This is a genomic window from Haloferula luteola, from assembly GCF_014201715.1.
In the GTDB taxonomy this organism is placed as follows: domain Bacteria; phylum Verrucomicrobiota; class Verrucomicrobiia; order Verrucomicrobiales; family Akkermansiaceae; genus Haloferula; species Haloferula luteola.
On record NZ_JACHFD010000004.1, the window covers coordinates 224,289 to 241,604 of the forward strand.

Annotated in this window: 11 protein-coding genes; 4 read left to right on the plus strand and 7 right to left on the minus strand. The window is 58.8% G+C overall.

Going from position 1 to position 17,316, the window contains the following annotated elements:
• Positions 1 to 249: 249 nt before the first annotated feature.
• From cas3 to HNR46_RS05795, 7 genes are all read right to left on the minus strand, one after another.
• Entirely contained in the window at positions 250 to 2,925 is a 2,676-nt protein-coding gene (gene cas3 / locus HNR46_RS05765; protein WP_184016696.1) for a CRISPR-associated helicase Cas3', read from the minus strand.
• Positions 2,926 to 3,516: 591 nt separating this feature from the next.
• Positions 3,517 to 5,997 carry a hypothetical protein gene (locus HNR46_RS05770; protein WP_184016698.1) on the minus strand — a complete coding sequence of 827 codons (2,481 nt, stop codon included), beginning with the start codon at positions 5,995 to 5,997 and terminating at the stop codon, positions 3,517 to 3,519.
• A gap of 49 nt (positions 5,998 to 6,046) precedes the next feature.
• Entirely contained in the window at positions 6,047 to 6,817 is a 771-nt protein-coding gene (locus HNR46_RS05775) for a hypothetical protein (RefSeq protein ID WP_184016700.1), read from the minus strand.
• 83 nt (positions 6,818 to 6,900) lie between these two features.
• On the minus strand, positions 6,901 to 9,480 hold the full coding sequence (locus tag HNR46_RS05780; RefSeq protein ID WP_184016702.1) for a hypothetical protein: 2,580 nt from the start codon (positions 9,478 to 9,480) through the stop codon (positions 6,901 to 6,903).
• On the minus strand, positions 9,477 to 10,244 hold the full coding sequence (locus tag HNR46_RS05785; protein ID WP_184016704.1) for a hypothetical protein: 768 nt from the start codon (positions 10,242 to 10,244) through the stop codon (positions 9,477 to 9,479). The genes HNR46_RS05780 and HNR46_RS05785 overlap by 4 nt, the downstream gene beginning before the upstream one ends.
• Before the next feature lie 265 nt (positions 10,245 to 10,509).
• Positions 10,510 to 11,259 carry a TolB family protein gene (locus tag HNR46_RS05790; protein WP_184016706.1) on the minus strand — a complete coding sequence of 250 codons (750 nt, stop codon included), beginning with the start codon at positions 11,257 to 11,259 and terminating at the stop codon, positions 10,510 to 10,512.
• Between the two features lie 226 nt (positions 11,260 to 11,485).
• Positions 11,486 to 12,571, minus strand: a complete 1,086-nt coding sequence (locus tag HNR46_RS05795) for a family 43 glycosylhydrolase (RefSeq protein ID WP_184016708.1) — start codon at positions 12,569 to 12,571, stop codon at positions 11,486 to 11,488.
• Between the two features lie 95 nt (positions 12,572 to 12,666).
• Here HNR46_RS05795 and HNR46_RS05800 point away from each other — a divergent pair, with 95 nt between their 5' ends.
• The 4 genes from HNR46_RS05800 (at position 12,667) to xylA (ending at position 17,243) form a co-directional block, all read left to right on the plus strand.
• A complete protein-coding gene (locus HNR46_RS05800; RefSeq protein ID WP_184016710.1) occupies positions 12,667 to 14,082 on the plus strand; it encodes an ethanolamine ammonia-lyase subunit EutB in 1,416 nt (471 codons plus the stop codon).
• Positions 14,082 to 14,843: an ethanolamine ammonia-lyase subunit EutC gene (gene eutC, locus HNR46_RS05805; RefSeq protein WP_184016712.1), complete on the plus strand. Its 762-nt coding sequence runs from the start codon at positions 14,082 to 14,084 to the stop codon at positions 14,841 to 14,843. Before HNR46_RS05800 ends, eutC begins: the two co-directional genes overlap by 1 nt.
• Positions 14,844 to 14,852: 9 nt before the next feature.
• Positions 14,853 to 15,749: a helix-turn-helix domain-containing protein gene (locus HNR46_RS05810; protein ID WP_184016714.1), complete on the plus strand. Its 897-nt coding sequence runs from the start codon at positions 14,853 to 14,855 to the stop codon at positions 15,747 to 15,749.
• Between the two features lie 156 nt (positions 15,750 to 15,905).
• On the plus strand, positions 15,906 to 17,243 hold the full coding sequence (xylA, locus tag HNR46_RS05815) for a xylose isomerase (RefSeq protein WP_184016716.1): 1,338 nt from the start codon (positions 15,906 to 15,908) through the stop codon (positions 17,241 to 17,243).
• The last annotated feature ends 73 nt before the right edge of the window (positions 17,244 to 17,316 follow it).

The window sequence follows — 17,316 nt, forward strand, 5'->3', positions numbered from 1 at the left end:
ATAGGAAGCGTGAGTGATCACCGGATCGCTCTGCCCTTGGGGTTGTGACTGTGCTACCAGTCACAACCCCTTTTTTCATCGTTACGGCGGATTGTCGACAAAAAACTAAGTCGCGAAGAGTTGCTCAGCGAGAAAGAGAATATTGCAAAACTGAATGAGTTCTACACGATCCGTCCTCCCTCTATTTTGGGGGGATGGCCCGTCGCGCAGAGTTGCTCGGGTGACTTCCCCACAAACGTGGGGCAGAATTTAGAACCAATAATCTTCGAGATCAGTAGTGAAGGGTGACGATTCGATTTGCTGCTGGGTCAGACCAAGGAAGGACGTATATCGAAGAGATCGATTGGAAGGGGAAACGGGAAGGACCTCAATCGAAGAATCGTGCAAAACCGCTATGACTCCGTCATCCATGTGTTGTTGCAGCCATTCGGGAGCTGCTCGCAAGGATGCGTGGACCCAATGTGCCGGAATCCGGATGGCATTGAGATGGATGGCGGTTGCTAGGTCGTAAGAAAAGAAACCCTTGGGAAAGGTGATCGAGCTGCCGTGGAGAGGATGAACCGTGATGACGGTGGAGGACTCCATGGGAGGCCTTTTGAGGAGCACAAGCTGGGCAGACGGTTGAATGTTGAAGCGAGTTTCATGGCCTTCCTGGTCTTTCAGTGCGGATGCTGAGAAGACATCACGGGTCGCCGCAGTGCCATTCTGTAGGTCAGAAGCCGTTTGGAGCTCGTGGTGGAATGTGTGGAGGGTGTCTGAGGCTCCGACCTCGGGCAGCTGAGCGGCACTTCTTTCAAGGGTGGTGCGGACCTGGGAAGGGAGAGAGATGGAATCCATGGGATGCAGGGTGGTAGAAGCCTGCCATAGTCGGAACGCCGGATAGATATAGTGGTGGGGGGCGAGGCTTTTGGTGAGAGCTTCCTTTCCATTTTCCCAATCGACCGGCGGATAGAGGATGTGACAGGTTGTTTTGTCCATTCCCGGTGGGCGGGGATGTGGGTGCCGATGGAGACGGCCGATTCGCTGAAGAATGAGTTCTGTAGGGGCAAGATCGGTGATTAGGAGATCGGCATCGATATCCACAGATTGCTCGACAATCTGAGTGGAGACGAGCAGGGAACCAGGAGGTCGAAGGGATGAATCTTTGCCGAGCAGCGAAACCCAACGGCTTTCATTTCTTGAGCGCTGCCAGATGGGAAATCGTGAGTGAAGGAGGCCGCAGTGAGCTTCTGGAATGCGATCGCTCAACAGGGATTTGAGATGCCGGTAGGTTTCTTGAGCGAGAGCGACAGTGTTGCGGATCACAACAACGTTGGCACCCAGTTCCACCCAACTTGCGATTTTCTTCCAATATGCGCTTTCATTCTCTTGAGTGAGTGACTGATGAACGAGATGAACACGGTTTGAATGAGGCTCGCTGGATTCGGGAAAAATGATAGGGATGGCTTGGGTGGCATCGGCCGTGATTTTGGTAATCAGGGGGTAAGGGACTTCGTCTGGGGCCTGCAAAAGCGCCGATTGAGAAATGCCCTCATACCGGGGCTCCTGATCCAGAGCTTTCCTCGCTGCGGCGATGAGCTGGAAACGGCGCTCTGAGGTCAGAGTGGCGGAGAGGATGATGATCGTGGATCCAGCCTTCAAAAGATAGCGAATGAGTCGATCGATTAGGGCCGAAATATAGGGGTCATAGGAATGGACTTCATCGACAACGACAACTTTTCCCGCGAGCGCGAAGTATCGGAGGGCTGCGAAGCGGGCAGGGAGGATGGCGAGGAGTGCTTGGTCGATGGTTCCTGTGCCGAAAGGGGCAAGGAGTTGGCGACGTGTGGAGTTGAACCAGCGTAGCGCTTCGTCGGTGTCATTGTGATCGAACTCGTCGACCCGGGCGGAAAGTCGGCGATTGCGAGCTCCATGGAGCCAGGCATGGCCATGGACGAGGGAGTGAGTGGCTTCCTCTCCAAGGACGTTCTTCAGGAATGAAGTGATTCTATCGTGGATGCGTTCGGAGGAAAGTTGGGTGGGGAGAGCGAAGTAGAGTCCTCGCTCCGTTCCTTCGGTCCAACGGCGATAGGCAGCAGCGAGCGCGGCTTCGGTTTTGCCCATTCCCATGGGTGCTTCGACGATGTAGAGACCGGCCTGATCGGCGGCATCGACGAGGGTGGATTGGAGGGGGCGCGGTGCCAATGGGGGGAGGCCATCAGTGTGAAATTGGGACTCAAAGGTGATCCCAGGGCGGGGACTGGAGTGAAGCCCCAGTGCTTTGGTAAGCTCACGAATTCGCGAGGCGATGGCTCCCTCCTCCACTGGGAAATCGAACGGGAACCAGTCCGTATTGGATCCCAGCCAGTCGGAGAAGATCGTGAAACCTGTAAGCAGATGGATGCGCTCAGGTTGGTTCTTCGCTGATTCGGTCGGGAAGGGGCCAAAGGTTTCGATAAGGATTTGAACAAGTTCCTCGCGTAGGGGAATGAAGTCGGGATTTCCTCCTTCGAAGGCGGGCGCTGTCGCACGTTTCAGACCGTCGGGATAGCCACCATGATGCCCGGCTGTCGAAATGAGCCATAGCCTAGCGAGAGGATGAAGGGAATGGATAGGCGAGAACTGAAGGTGGGATTGGCTGACCGCGGCATGGAGGGTGATGAGGCCGTTCAAATGAGTGAGCCGGCGGCAGGATTCATGGAATTCCCAAAGAGGGCACTTGAGTTGGAAGCCAGGGGTGATTTTGCCCAAGTCATGGGCAGCGATAAGGGAGGCGAAGCCGTGTGGGAGGAGATGGCGAACCGGCTTGGGAATCTCCGAAGCGAGGGCGTTAGCGATATGTCCAACGATTAGACAATGGTCGCGCACGGAGAGCCCGGGGAGGCCCGTGACGGGATCGGATTTGGCCCAGCAATCTTGGAGGCGGAGGGTAGGAGAAGCTTCCACGGTTTGCAGGCGACCAAATCACGGGGGGTAGGACAAGCGTAGGGGTAGGTTGGGAGATTTCTCAAACTGGATCACAAAGGATGCCGAAACTCATTCCCATTCCATGGTTCCCCCGCGTTGGTAGAGAATGGGACCAGCGGGGGGCGCGGTGAATCCGGGTTTCGGAGCGGATCGAGAAGGGAAGTTCGGAGTGCCCGACGATGGAGAAGCTTATGGGGGCCATGGGAGTGATTGAGCCGTCACTGCATTTTCGAAGCGCGCGAAAGTTCTACTTCGACGGAGATCATCGGCCGGATTCAGCGATGGATCTCGAATTGACGGTGTAGAGCGATCCCAATGGAAAGCAGACGAGTGAATTCCAGCGGATCTCCGAACCGACAGAAGATGCATCCTATGACGGACTCCTACCGAAGTTTGCGAGGGATCTGCGTGAGAACTGGGCTCGGCTGGATCCAGAAATTTGAGATCCCGAACCGATCAATGTACCAAGCTTGTGCCTGAATGGGATGAGCTTTCGTGGTCGCGGGACCGCAGACTTGGGTGCTGCGGGGGGAGTGGTGGCGGTGAAGAACTTTGGGATGGGAGCGCGGCTCACGGATCTTGAAGTTGAGGGCCGATGGGATCGGTCTCTGGGGCTGCGTCGAGTGAACCTTGTGAGGGTTCTGGAATGGGCTGAGCCAGGAGGGCGCCGATTTCATGTTCGTGCTTTTTCCACCAGTTTCTCCAGAGATCTGTTGAGTTAGGGGGGGATCTTGGGAAGAGATATTCTGTCGGTGCATCAGGAAGGTGCATTTTACTGAGGGTAAATGCAGCGGAATCCGGATTTGTCATGCTTCCTCCACCTTCTCCTAACCAAATGCTTAGCTGCTCTTTCGTCCATTCGGGCTCTTCGAGTTCGTGGTCATCCATGAGGCACCAGCCCAGAAGTCGCACCGACCACTCTTCACGGAAATCTGCCAAACGGAGGATGGAGTTGTGGCGAAATAGAGAGTTGGAGTAGTGATAGGGCGTTGTCTTGATTTGCTTTTCTTTGAAGGCGGGGAGCTCGGGATGAGTTTCTACAAGGAAATCACGAAGTTGGTTTTTTAAGTCGGCCTTATCAGGGGAATGGGCGAAGGTCTGGGTAAGTTCGCTGTATTGCACGATGGCCTGAAAGGTGTCGTTGGTAGTATCGAGTTCTTTCAGTCGCCAAGCGTGTTCCGTTTTTCTGATATCGCTGAGGTTGCGGATGTCCGTGACGTTTTGAGCGAGGAGTACGCCGATTTCATGCTCGTGCTTTTTCCACCAGCCTTTCCAGAGTTCTGTTGAGTTAGGGGGGGATCTTGGGAAGAGATCACCTGTCGGAGCATCGGGAAGCTGCATTTTACTAAGGGTAAATGCAGCAGTATCCGGATTCGTCATGCTGCCTCCACCTTCTTCTAACCAAAGATTGAGTTGCTCTTTCGTCCACTCGGGCTCTTCGAGTTCACGGTCATCCATGAGGCACCAGCCTAGAAGACGAATGGACCATTCTTCTCGAAAGTAGCGCAATACTTTGATGGAACTACTTCGAGAGATTGAGTTTGTATAGCGATATGGCACCGTCTTGATCTGATCTTCTTTGAAGGCGGGTATTCTTGGGTGTCTTTTAAGAAGTATTTCATAAAGTTGTTTCCTTAAGTCGATTTTGTCGGGAGAGCTTCCGATCTCCCAGATGAGATAGGAAAAGTATGCGATGGTTTGTTGTGTGTCCTCAGTTGTTTCGATGATGTCGAGCATCCATCCGTGGCGTGTTGATCGAATGTCATTCAGGTTGCGGATGTCCGTGACGTTTTGAGCGAGGAGGGTGCCGATTTCATGCTCGTGCTTTTTCCACCAGGCTGTCCAGAGCTCGATTGATTTCGGCGAAACGGATAGGAAGAGATCATCTGTCGGAGCATCGGGAAGCCGCATTTTGCTGAGGGCAAGGGTAGCCGATGTTGGGTTCTTCATCCGGCCTCCACCTTCCTCCAGCCAGATGTCGAGTTGCTCTTCGGTCCATTCGGGCGCTTCGAGTTTACGGTCATCCATGAGGCACCAGCCCAGAAGTCGCACCGACCACTCCTCTCGGAAATCGGCCAAACGGACGATGGAGTTGTGGCGAAATAGAGAGTTGGAGTAGTGATAGGGCGTTGTCTTGATTTGCTTCTCTTTGAAGGCGGGGAGTTCGGGATGGGTTTCTACAAGGAAATCACGAAGTTGGTTTTTTAAGTCGGCCTTATCGGGGGAATGAGCGAAGGTCCGGGTAAGTTCGCTGTATTGAACGATGGCCTGAAAGGTGTCGTTGGTAGTTTCGAGTTCTTTCAGTCGCCAAGCGTGTTCCGTCTTTCTGATGTCGCTGAGGTTGCGGATCTCCGTGACGTTTTGAGCGAGGAGGGCGTCGATTTCATGCTCGTGCTTTTTCCACCAGTTTCTCCAGAGATCGACAGAGTTGGGATTCGAATTGAAGAATAGGTTTTCTGTCGGTGCATCAGGAAGTTGCATTTGGCTAAGGGTAAAGGCTGCAGCTTTTGGATTCGTGGTGCGGCCTCCTCCTTCTTCTAACCAAATATTGAGTTGCTCTTCGGTCCATCCGGGCTCTTCAAGTTCGCGGTCATCCATGAGGCACCAGCCCAGAAGTCGCACCGACCACTCCTCTCGGAAATCGGCCAAACGGACGATGGAGTTGTGGCGAAATAGAGAGTTGGAGTAGTGATAGGGCGTTGTCTTGATTTGCTCCTCTTTGAAAGCGGGGATCTCGGGATGATTTTCTATAAGGAAGTCACGGAGTTGGTTTTTTAAGTCGGCCTTATCAGGGGAATTGGCGAAGGTCCAACAAAGTTGGGCGAATTGGCTGATGGCCTGAAGGGTGTCGTTGGTGGTTTCGATTGTTTCCAATTGCCAAGCGTGTTCCGTCTTTCGGATGTCACTGAGATCATGGACCCCCTGATCGTCTTGAGCGAAGGCGTTGAGGGTAAGCCCTGCAAGGATGCTATGGACGAGGAGGAGGAGGGCTTTGGGGGAGTTCCTCGGTGTCAGGGGAGAACGGGGATGGGTTGGAGATGTCGCAGCCACGGTGGTTTCGCTGTTGGGTTGGAGGGAGCTTTGGGGTGGATTGGATGCATCAGGGCGATTCGTCGCGGGATTTGCGGCGAGCGATCAGAAGGAGGGCGGTGAGGCTTATGGCGAGAAAAGCACCGAGAATCCATGCCCACCGATGTGGGGGGGACTGAGCGAGTGACGAGTTTTCAGCCGGAGTTGAAGGGGGGGCGTTGTCTTGAACAGCGTCCTGAGGGGGCTCTGCGGAGCCCTTGTCCTGAGCCGCTTGTGATGGATCTGGGATGGGTTGAGCCAGGAGGGCGCCGATTTCATGCTCGTGCTTTTTCCACCAGCCTTTCCAGAGTTCGATCGATTTCGGGGTAGTTGATAGAAAGAGATCGCCTGTTGGTGCATCAGGAAGCTGCATTTTACTGAGTGTGAAAGCCGCAGATTCCGGATTTTTATTTTGCCCCCCGCCTTCCTGAAACCAGATGTCGAGTTGCTCTTCGGTCCATTCGGGTTCTTCGAGTTCACGATCATCCATGAGGCACCAGCCTAAGAGTCGAACCGACCACTCCTCACGAAAATCAGCGAGGCGGGTGATGGAGTTGTCTCGGAATTGTGAGTTTGAATACCGATAGGGGACGGTCTTGATTTGCTTTTCTTTGAAGGCGGGGAGCTCGGGATGGTTTTCTAGGAGGAATTCACGAAGTTGGTTTTTTAAGTCGGCCTTATCAGGGGAATTGGCGAAGGTCCAAGTAAGTTCGCTAAATTGGACGATGGCCTGAAAAGTGTCGTTGGTGGTTTCGATTTTTTTCAGTCGCCAAGCATATTCCGTTTGTCGGATGTCACTCAAGCTGTTGATGTCTGGAGTAGATTGAGCGAAGGATGCTGTTGTGGAAGAGGTGAAGTAGTGGATATGGATAAGTATTGAGAGACTCAGTATCCCATTCTTCGTCCGTGAAAAATGTCGGTTTCTTCTTTGAGGAGCAGGGCCCATGGTTTTCCAGTGTTGGGGTTGATGCGATAGGTGATATTTCCGTCCGGAGTGATGTCTTCGATGGTGGGATACATCAGTCTTTTCTTATCGTCTTCAAGGGCTGCCAACGGGAAACCAAGCGTGGTGGGTGTGAAGGATCCTTGCCAGCGAGGGTGGAGAAGGCCTGAAGAATCTCCCTGAAATCCATTGTGTCCCAGTTCGTGGGCGACGGCGAAGATGAGTCCAGTCGTGTCGATGCCATTGGCACGAAGATAAGGAGTTCTGAAATCGGATCGCGCGTAGCCCAGTGGCCTCGAAGTTTTCCATCCATTTTCATTGATAGAGTGGCTTTGGATGGGGCAGGGGAGATAATAGACATTGAAGTAAGAAGTTGGCTGGAAGGATGTTGCTATGAGTAACTTTTCTTCTGTGTTCCTTGATTTTGTTATCAGATAATCAAACATCCCATTCACTTTGATTTCGGATCCCTCGAATTCTCCTTCGGGATCGCCGACGTCGAAGGCGACTTCGGCGGACTGGGAGTTGACTTCGAAATAGATGTTGGCTTGGTCGCCGTAGATTTCGTTGAGGCGGGTTTCGAGCTCGCTGGCAGAGGGGACGTTCATGGGGTGGACGACGGGGGGAGGAGCGCCTGTGTTGCGGATGCCGTCGGCGCCGGTGGTGATGGCGGTGCCGATGTTGTCGTCGAAGGGATCGGGGATGGTGTTGATGGCCCCATTGGGTCCCGGCTGAAGGAAGGGGGCATCGGGTTGGCCGTAGCCGGTTTCGATGATGATTTCGTCGCGGGGATCGGTTTGGGTTTCGCAGATGCCATTGGGACCGGTGTTGATGGCGCCGGAGACGACGATGTCATCGCCGCCAGGGGTGCTCCAGAGGGCGCCGGATTGGTTCTTTTTCCGCACGCAAACGGTGTAGGGGAGGCCTTCCCCGACTTTGATGGTCTGGGGGTCGACGTCGTCATTGGTGATGGAGATGGCGTGCGTCGTCAATTTGACGACCTTTTTGGGGTAGGTGACGATGTCGAGGATGCGAGCTCCATCGGCGAAATCGAGGTAGGTGCTGTCGTCGCTACCGGTTCCCTGGAAGGAGAGGGTGAGGGGTTCTCCGGGGATGGCGCGTTCGGGGTCGACCTGGATCTGGGCGGGTGTGGAGGGCTGGGTGGGGTCGGGTTGGGGGGCGAGGGGATCGTTTTGGGTTTGGAGGTGGAAGGCGATGTTGCCGAGTCCGCTGAGGAGGCAGGTGTGGGCGGAGGAGTGATCACCGGGGACCATGAGCCATGGGCGGGGGTGTTGATCCTTTTCGATCTCGCGTGGGTAGTCGTCGAAGCCGAATTCGGTGCGGGCTTCGGCGAGTTGGGGGAAGAGGAGGTAGTCGTTGAGGGTGCCGGTGGGGTCGAGGGATTCGGAGAGTTGGTCGACGTCGTAGTGGATGGTGAGGGTGTTGGATTGGGTTTGTCCTTTGAGGAGGGTGAATTCGAGGGCTTGAGTGAGGACGGGGGTGAAGGCGGGATGGCCGAGCCATTGGGGGCTGCCGAGGAGGGATGCGTCTTCGCGGATTTGGACGAGGGTGAAGAAGCGGTTGCTGGCGACGGGGGTGGAGGAGACGATCTGGAGGGTGACGGTTTGCATCATGCCGCCGAGGACGGGGTCGTGATCGAGGAAGGCGATGGGGTAGATGTTGGAGGAGTAGGGGTCGCGGTTTTGGACGAAGGTGCCATCGAGGGAGAGGGTCTGGGTGTCTTCGATGGTGTAGAGGTCGCTGAAGCCTTGTTCGTGGACGAAGATCTGGAGGGAACTCTGGACGACGCAGCGGAAGGGGTTGGGATCGGCGGGGTGGGTGTCGTTTTGGTTGGGGATGGAGTCGCCGTCGGGGTCGCCATCGGGGCCGTTGTCGCCGGTGGGGTCGAGGGGATCGAGGTGGTTGGTGGCTTCCCAGAGGTCGGAGAGGCCATCGAGGTCGGTATCGACGAGGTTGGGATCGGTGCCGAGGAGGGCTTCTTCCCAGTGGGTGAGTTGGTCGCCATCAAGGTCGGAGTCGAGGACATGGACGCGCCAGAAGATGTGGTCGGGGAGGGATCCGTCCTGGTAGGCGATTTGGATGCCGAGGGGGAGGCCGGGGGCGTCGCCTTGGATGAGGTCGCCGAAGGAGGCCCAGTTTTGGAGGTCGGTGGAGAGGGAGAGTTGGTAGTTTTTTCCGGGGAGGGCGTTCCAATCGATGAAGAAGTTCCCGGGGAGGGAGGGATGGGTGGTGAGGGTGGCGCGGACGATGCCGAGGGGGTGTTGGGGGCTCCAGGGGTCGGTGCCGGCGAGGGCTTCATCGAGGTGGGTCCAGCCGTCGTGGTCGGGATCGGCGGTGGGAGCGAAGTCGCCTGTGGCGGAGGGGAAGAGTTGGCCGGAGTTGTAGTATTTTTCCCAGAGGTCGCTGAGGCCATTGGCATTGGTATCGAGGATGGCGTGGGCGGGAGTGATGCCGAGGAGGAGGGTTCCGAGGAGGGAGGTGGGGAGGAGGGAGGGTTTCACCGCAGGGAGGGGCTGGGGGTTTGTGGGGAGTTTGGGGAGGTGGCGGGCAGGGTCTGCCAGTAGCGGACACGGAGGTTTTTGAGGTGGGGAGGGTCGGCGAGTTCGCGGATTTTTTGGCGTTGGGCGGCGGCGAGGCGTTGTTGGTGAGCGGTGCGGAGGGTGGGCCATTGGGCGCGATAGGTGGCCATGAGGGCCTGAAGGGGGGAGAGGTCGAGGGGTTCGGTGCTATCATCGGCGCGCTGGATTTCGCCGGTGTTGTCGGCGGCGAAGGTGGGCCAGGAGATGCCCGGCGGGAGCGGCGGGGAGGCCGGGGTGGGATCCGGTGGGTTTCCTGCGGGGAGGGCGACTTCGGAGGTGGCGATGAGGAGGGCGTGGGTGGCCGACGGGTCGTCGATTTCGGCAAATCCGCCGAGCCAGGCGAGTTGGGCGTTGATCCAGAGGAGGACGGGGTCGGTGCCGGGTTGGGGGGCGTAGTGGACGAGGGCTTTGGCCTTAAGGGGATTGCCCTGGGGGAGGTAGATGGTGCCGCCGAGGAAGAGGAAGCGCTGGGGCTTAAGGGGGGAGGCGGGAGGGGCGTTGAGCGCGCTGGGGAGGGAGGGGCTGGTTGGAGGAGAGGCGGGCAGGGTGAGGGGTTGGAGTTTTTCAAAGGTGATCTGCCGTTGCCCGAGGGGTTGGGTGCGGGAGGAGAGGAGGCGAGGGGGTTCTTGCGCGGGGAGGAGGGCCACGGTGAGGAGGCCTGCTTTGAGAAGGATCCAAGGCTTCATGGGAGGGGGAGGGGGTTGAGGGAGATGGCTTAAAGTAGTCAAAACGACTACTTCATGAAATGAGGAAGATGCGGTTGCTTGGCAAGTACGATGATCGACAAAAATTCAGAGGATCAACGGGCTACGGTGATGATGGGGGTGAATGGTGCGGCGAGGGGGGAGACGAAAAACCCCGGCGCTCGGGGAGAGCGGCCGGGGTGGGGTTGGGGAGAGGGGCTGGGAGGGGCAGCGGCCGGGCGGACCCGGCGAGCGGCGAGGGAAGGGATCAGGGAATGACCTTGATGGTATCGGTGGCGACGATGGTGGAGCCGGAGTAGGTCTGGGCGACGAGGTCGATTTCGGTGGCTCCGGAGTGGCCTTCAAGGGCGGCGGAGAATTCGGCGCGGTCGACGCGAATGAAGAGGTTGCCGTAGCGGCTGGAGATTTGATTGGCGGTGACGGATCCGAGAATTCTGACGGTGTCGGGATCGATGCCTTCATCGAGGAGGGATTTGTCGTCGAGGGAGAGGCGGAGGTTTACCCATTTGCCGCGAGAGGTGAGTTTGAGGGCTTGGGGGGTGACTTTCATTTCGGCGATTTCGGGAATGAGGAGCCCGAGGGAGAGGGTGGCAATTTCGGTATCGCCGCCGTCGACGGTGGTATAGACGAGGTGGTCACCGGCGATGTGAGGATCGGTGTCGTCGACAGTATTGTCGGTGAGTTGGAGGAGCATGTCGGAGGCGGCGTTGTAGCCCCAGAGTTCCCAGTCGGTGCCGTCCCAGGATTGCCAGACGAGGGTGGAGCCGGAGAGGGCGACGGCGGTGTCATCGCCCGTGTTGTCAGTGAGTTGACGGGTTTCGCCTTGGTAGTGGACCATGATCTCGGTGTCGGCGCCATCGGGTTGGGCCTCCCACACGATGAGGGAGTCGGAGATTTGGGGATTTTGGTCGGGGTAGGCGTTGTTGGTGAGGAGTTCCGCGGTGGCGGGGGGAAGGGTGGCGGCGAGGGCGAGGAGGAGGAGGCGTGGGGTTTTCATGGTCGATGGAAGCACGGTGGGGTGATGGTCCGCGGGTCCCGCTCGTCGGGCGTCCGATCGAGCGTTGCGGTGCGGCGACAGCTTTGCAAGGGGTCGGCCAAGGGGGCAGAAAGCTCTGAAAGCGCCGAGTTTCCGGGGTTGGCGGAGGTTTGAGGGGTGGGTGGGGGAGGTGAGAAGGGGGCACGATGCATGATGGTTGGGGTGCAGGATGCCCCTTTTTTGGGGGTCAGTCTTCGGGGACGAGGACGGGCCAATCTTGGTCGTCCCAGGCGATTTCGCGGATGCGAAGTTTGGCTTTGCCTTGGTCTTTGAGGTCGTAGGCGTGGAAGACGAGGAGGTCGCGATCGTCGAAGGAGTAGGCGGCGCAGTGTCCGGCGGCGGCCCAGTCTTGTCCGTCGCCGGCGAGGAGGAGGGTGCCGCCACCGCGGACGAGGCGCTGACCGTCGCGGTCGAGGTAGGGGCCGCGAATGTTATCGGCGCGCCCGACGAGGATTTTGTAGGTGCTGGAGACGCCTTGGCAGCAGCGATCCCAGGAGAGGAAGAGGTAGTAGTGGCCGTTTTTCTGGAAGAGGAAGGGGGCTTCGATGGCGCCGTTCTTCATGCTCCGGTTGCGGGCGAGTTGATCGGGGGAGTAGAGGGTGGCGTAGTCGAGTTCGGGGTTGGCGGAGTCGCCGGCGTCGCGATCGTCGACGGCGAAGTCGCGGGGGCGGGAGGCGAGGGTGTACCATGCTTCGCCGGGCCCGGTGACTGGCTGGAGGAGGTCGGGCTGCATTTTGACGAGTTTGATGCCGTTCCAGAAGGAGCCGAAGGTGAGCCAAGGGTTGCCATCGGCATCGTGGGCGAGGTTGGGATCGATGGCGTTGCAGAGGTCGCGGCCGGGGACGGAGCGGAGGACGATGCCGTGGTCTTTCCAGGCGAAGTTGGGGGAGGTGGGGTCGAGGGTGGTATTGGTGGCGACGCCGATGGCGGAGGTGTTGCGGCCGAAGGCGGAGACGGAGTAGTAGAGGTAGAAGGTGCCGTTGTGTTTGGCGATGTCGGGGGCCCAGATGTCGCCACCGAAGGCGGGGACGGTTTGGGCGACCCAGGCTGGGGTTGCGGAGAAGACGGGGGGTTCGGAGTGCCAGGTTTGGAGGTCTTTGGAGGATTGGACGCGGATGCCTTTGCCGGTGGAGAAGAGGTAGTAGGTGTCGCCGTCTTTACCGAGGACGGGGTCGTGGGCTTCGACGGTGCGATCTTGGCCATGGGCGGGGGTGGCGAGGGCGAGGAGGGGGGCGGTGAGGGCGATGAAAAGAGGGTGGATGAATCGTTTCATGGATCGGAAAGGCTAGGTGGGAGGAGGCGAGCTGTCAGTTCAGGAATCTGCCATCCCGGGGAAGTCGGCGCGGGCTCTGCTTGCGATGCCCGCGGATGCGTTGGAGTACGAAGATTGCTGGCCGGAGGTATGGATTCGGTGACCTGAAAAGTTTGCTGGCGAAGGCGACGCCGCACCGGTCGGGGGATGTTTTGGCGGGATTGGCGGCGGAGTCGGCGGAGGAGCGGGTGGCGGCGCAGTGTTTGTTGGCGGATGTTCCGATGCGGCATTTTTTGGAGGAGTGTCTGGTGCCGTATGAGGAGGATGAGGTGACGCGGTTGATCATGGACCGGCACGATGTGGGGGCTTTTGCGGCGGTGGCGGATCTGAGTGTGGGGGAGTTTCGTGATTGGTTGCTGGCGTATGAGACGGATGGGGAGGTGTTGGCGGCGCTGGCGGCGGGTTTGACGCCGGAGATGGTGGCGGCGGTGAGCAAGTTGATGGCGAACCAGGATTTGATTTTGGTGGCGTCGAAGTGCCGGGTGGTGACGCGTTTTCGGAGCACGATGGGTTTGCCGGGGCGGCTTTCGGTGCGGTTGCAGCCGAATCATCCGGCGGATGATTTGCGGGGGATTGCGGCATCGATTTTGGATGGGCTGTTGTTGGGCTGCGGGGATGCGGTGATCGGGATCAATCCGGCGACGGATCAGGTTTCGACGACTTGTGCGATGTTGGAGATGATGGATGGGTTGATTGCGCGGTATGAGATTCCGACGCAGTCGTGTGTGTTGGCACATGTGACGACGCAGTTGCGGGCCATGGAGCAGGGGGCGCCGGTGGATCTGGTGTTCCAATCGATTGCGGGATCAGAGGCGGCGCAGGCGAGTTTCGGGATTGATCTGGCGTTGTTGGGCGAGGCGCGGGAGGCCGCGTTGTCGTTGAAGCGGGGGACGCTGGGGAATGAGGTGATGTATTTCGAGACGGGGCAGGGGAGTGCGCTTTCGGCTGGAGCCCACCACGGGGTGGATCAGCAGACGATGGAGGCTCGGGCGTATGCGGTGGCGAGGGAGTTTTCTCCGTTATTGGTGAACACGGTGGTGGGGTTCATCGGCCCGGAGTATCTCTACGATGGGAAGCAGATCGTGAGGGCGGGGTTGGAGGATCATTTCTGCGGGAAGCTGCTGGGGCTGCCGATGGGGTGTGATGTGTGCCACACGAATCATGCGGAGGCGGATCAGGACGATATGGATACTTTGTTGACTCTGTTGGGGGTGGCAGGGTGCCACTATATCATGGGGGTGCCGGGCGCGGATGATATCATGTTGGGTTATCAATCGAGTTCGTTTCACGACGCGCATTATCTGCGGCAGGTGCTGGGGAAACGCCCGACTCCGGAGTTCGAGAGTTGGCTGGAAGCGCAGGGGATCACGATGCCGGGGGGGCGTTTGGCATCGTCGACACGGGCGCTGGCGGAGGCGCCGGCCTGGTTGGGATTGGGGTCCGGAGTGGCAACAGGTGGAGGTGAGCAGTGATGGAGAAGCGGTTATTTCAGGCATGGACGTCGGCCCGCGTGGCGATGGGGCGGACGGGAGGTTCGTTGCCTTGTCGGGAGCGATTGCGATTTTTGGTGGATCACGCGCGGGCGCGGGATGCGGTGCATGCGGTTTTCGATCCGCCGGGTTTGGCGGTGGAGTTGGAAGGGCATGGTTTGCCGGTGATGTATGCGCCTTCGCGGGCGGCGGATCGGCAGGTGTATCTGCAGCGGCCGGATTGGGGTCGGCAGTTGGGGGAAGGGGCCAGGGAGAGGTTGGAGGGAGCGCGGGGAGATTATGATTTGGTGGTGGTGGTGGCGGACGGGTTGTCGGCCGAGGCGACGCATCGCCAAGCTCCGCCGTTGCTGGAGGCGTTGTTTCCGTTGCTGCGGGGATGGGAGTTGGGGCCTTTGGTGATTTCGAGCCAGGCGCGGGTGGCGTTGGAGGATGAGATTGGGGAGGCGTTGGGGGCGCGGGCGGTGCTGATGTTGTTAGGGGAGCGGCCAGGATTGGGATCGCCGGACAGTTTGGGGGCTTATTTGGTGCAGGGTCCGCGGCGGGGAAATTCGGATGCGCAGCGGAATTGTGTTTCGAACATCCGCCCTGCGGGGTTGCCGGTGGAGGCGGCGGCCCAGCGAATCGCATGGTTGTTGGGGGAGGCGCGTCGGCTGGGCTTCAGTGGGGTGGATTTGAAGGATGAAAGTGGGGCGGGGGGAGGTTTGGATTTTGACCCTTGTCCGGATCCCGGCCGCTTGTGCTAAGATGGGTCCATGGCGGTGCTGGCTAGGGGCGAAGACTACTTTGGGAAGGAGGGTTTTCCGGTGGCGGTGCGCAGGGTGCGGACGGAGCCGGACGGAGGGCCCTCGCACCTGCACGATGTGACGGAGGTGGATCACTTCCACGATTTCTGCGAGTTGGTGTTGGTGCTTTCGGGGCGGGGTCGGCACGTGTTGGAGGGGCAATCGTTTCCGGTTTCGGCGGGAAATGTGTTGGTGGTGCAAGGCAGCCAGGTCCACGCATTCCGGGAGCGGGATGGGCTGGTGTTGGTGAACGTGATGTATGACCCGGAGCGTTTGCCCTTGCCGGAGGGATTGTTGAGGCGGCTGCCGGGGTACAGTGCGTTGTTCAAGCTGGAGCCGAGTTTCCGGACGGCCCATCGGTTTTCGAGTCGGCTGGATCTCGGGCGCGAGGATCTGGGGGTGGCGGAGGTGTTGGCGGAGCGTCTGGCCAAGGAGGAGCAGGGAAAGGATCCGGGGCATGAGGCGCTTCGATTGGGCTTGTTGGTGGAGTTGATGGGGTTTCTTTCGCGGCGCTATGGAGAGAGCGAGGCGGGGGAAAGTCGTGCGCTGCTGCGGATGGGCCGGCTGATCAGTACGCTGGAGCAGCAGTATGCGGAGCCGTGGACGGTGGCGGCATTGGCGCGGATGGCGGGGCTTTCGCGGACGAATTTTCTGCGCACGTTCCGGCAGGCGACGGGGCAGTCGCCGATTGGGTTTTTGATCGGGCTGCGGGTGGAGTCGGCGAAGCGACTGTTGCGGCAGAGTGATCGCAGCATGACGGCGATCGCCCACGATTGTGGGTTTGGGGACTCGAATTATTTCGCGCGGAAGTTTCGTGAAGCGACGGGGCGGACGCCGACGGAGTTTCGGCGACGGCCACTTGAGTGATTTTCTGACCGAATGTGCTAATGCGAGAGGGATTTGGTCCGATCGTCAAGGCGCCGGGGTGCGGGGTGTGTCAGGTTGATGGACAGAAGGCGGCCTTGTCATGTCCCGGGATCGGGGCGAAAGCTGTCTGGAATTGTATTGAACCCAGAACCCATCATGTCGACGAACCTGACGCTCGGCTCCCGAGCCTATTTTCCTGAGATTGGTCCGATTGCCTTTGAAGGCCCGGAGAGTTCCAACCCGCTTGCGTTTCGGTATTACGATGCCCAGCGCGTGGTGATGGGGCGACCTCTGGAGAGTTGGATGCGCTTTGCGATCGCCTACTGGCATAGTTTTTGTGGGGGAGGGGCGGATCCGTTTGGTGCGCCGACGCGGCCGATGCCGTGGCTGGAATCGAAGGATCCGGTGCAGCAGGCAAAGGACAAGGCGGATGCGGCGTTCGAGTTCATCACGAAGCTGGGGGCGCCGTATTATTGTTTTCATGATACGGACATCATCGACGAGCCGGGCACGACGCTGGCGGAGTTCGAAGCGCGGATGGCGGCGATCGTGCCGTATTTGAAGGAGAAGCAGGAGGCCTCGGGAGTGAAGCTGCTGTGGGGGACGGCGAATCTTTTCAGCAATCCCCGTTTCATGAATGGAGCGTCGACGAATCCAGAGTTTGCGTTGCTGGCGCGGGCGGGTGGGCAGTTGCGTGGAGCGCTGGATGCCACGTTGGCATTGGGTGGGGAGGGTTATGTGTTTTGGGGTGGCCGGGAAGGATACCTGAGTTTGCTGAATACGGACATGAAGCGGGAGCGGGAGCACTTTGCGCGGTTCCTGACGATGGCGCGGGATTATGCCCGGGGGCAGGGTTTCACGGGGAAGTTCTTCATTGAGCCGAAGCCTTGTGAGCCGACCAAGCACCAGTATGACTACGATGCGGCGACGGTGATCGGGTTTCTGCGGGAGTTTGATCTTTTGGAAGATTTCGCGCTGAACATTGAGGTGAACCACGCGACTTTGGCGGGTCATACCTTTGCCCATGAGCTGCAGGTGGCGGCGGATGCGGGGATGTTGGGCAGTGTGGATGCGAACCGTGGCGATGCGCAGAATGGCTGGGATACGGATCAGTTTCCGGTGGACCCGCTGGAGTTGACGGAGGCGATGATGGTGATTTTCGGTTCGGGCGGTTTTTCGCATGGAGGGATCAATTTCGATGCGAAGATCCGCCGCAATTCGACGGATCTTGAGGATCTGTTCATTGCGCACATTTCCGGGATGGATGCGTTTGCGCGGGCGGCGATGGCGGCGGAGGCGTTGCTGACGAAATCGGCGATGCCGGCGATGCGGAAGGCACGTTATGCGACGTTCGACGAAGGGGAGGGGCGTGCGTTTGAGGAGGGAAAACTTTCGCTGGAAGACCTGCATCGGATTGCCCATGAGCAGGGTGAGCCGGTGCCTGCCAGCGGGAAGCAGGAGCTGTATGAAAGCCTTCTTTTGAGGCATATCTGATTTTCTCGGACGCATCCGGCCCCGGGCGGAGAGGTGGGCATGCCGACTTTTCCGTGCCGGGGCTTTCTGCATC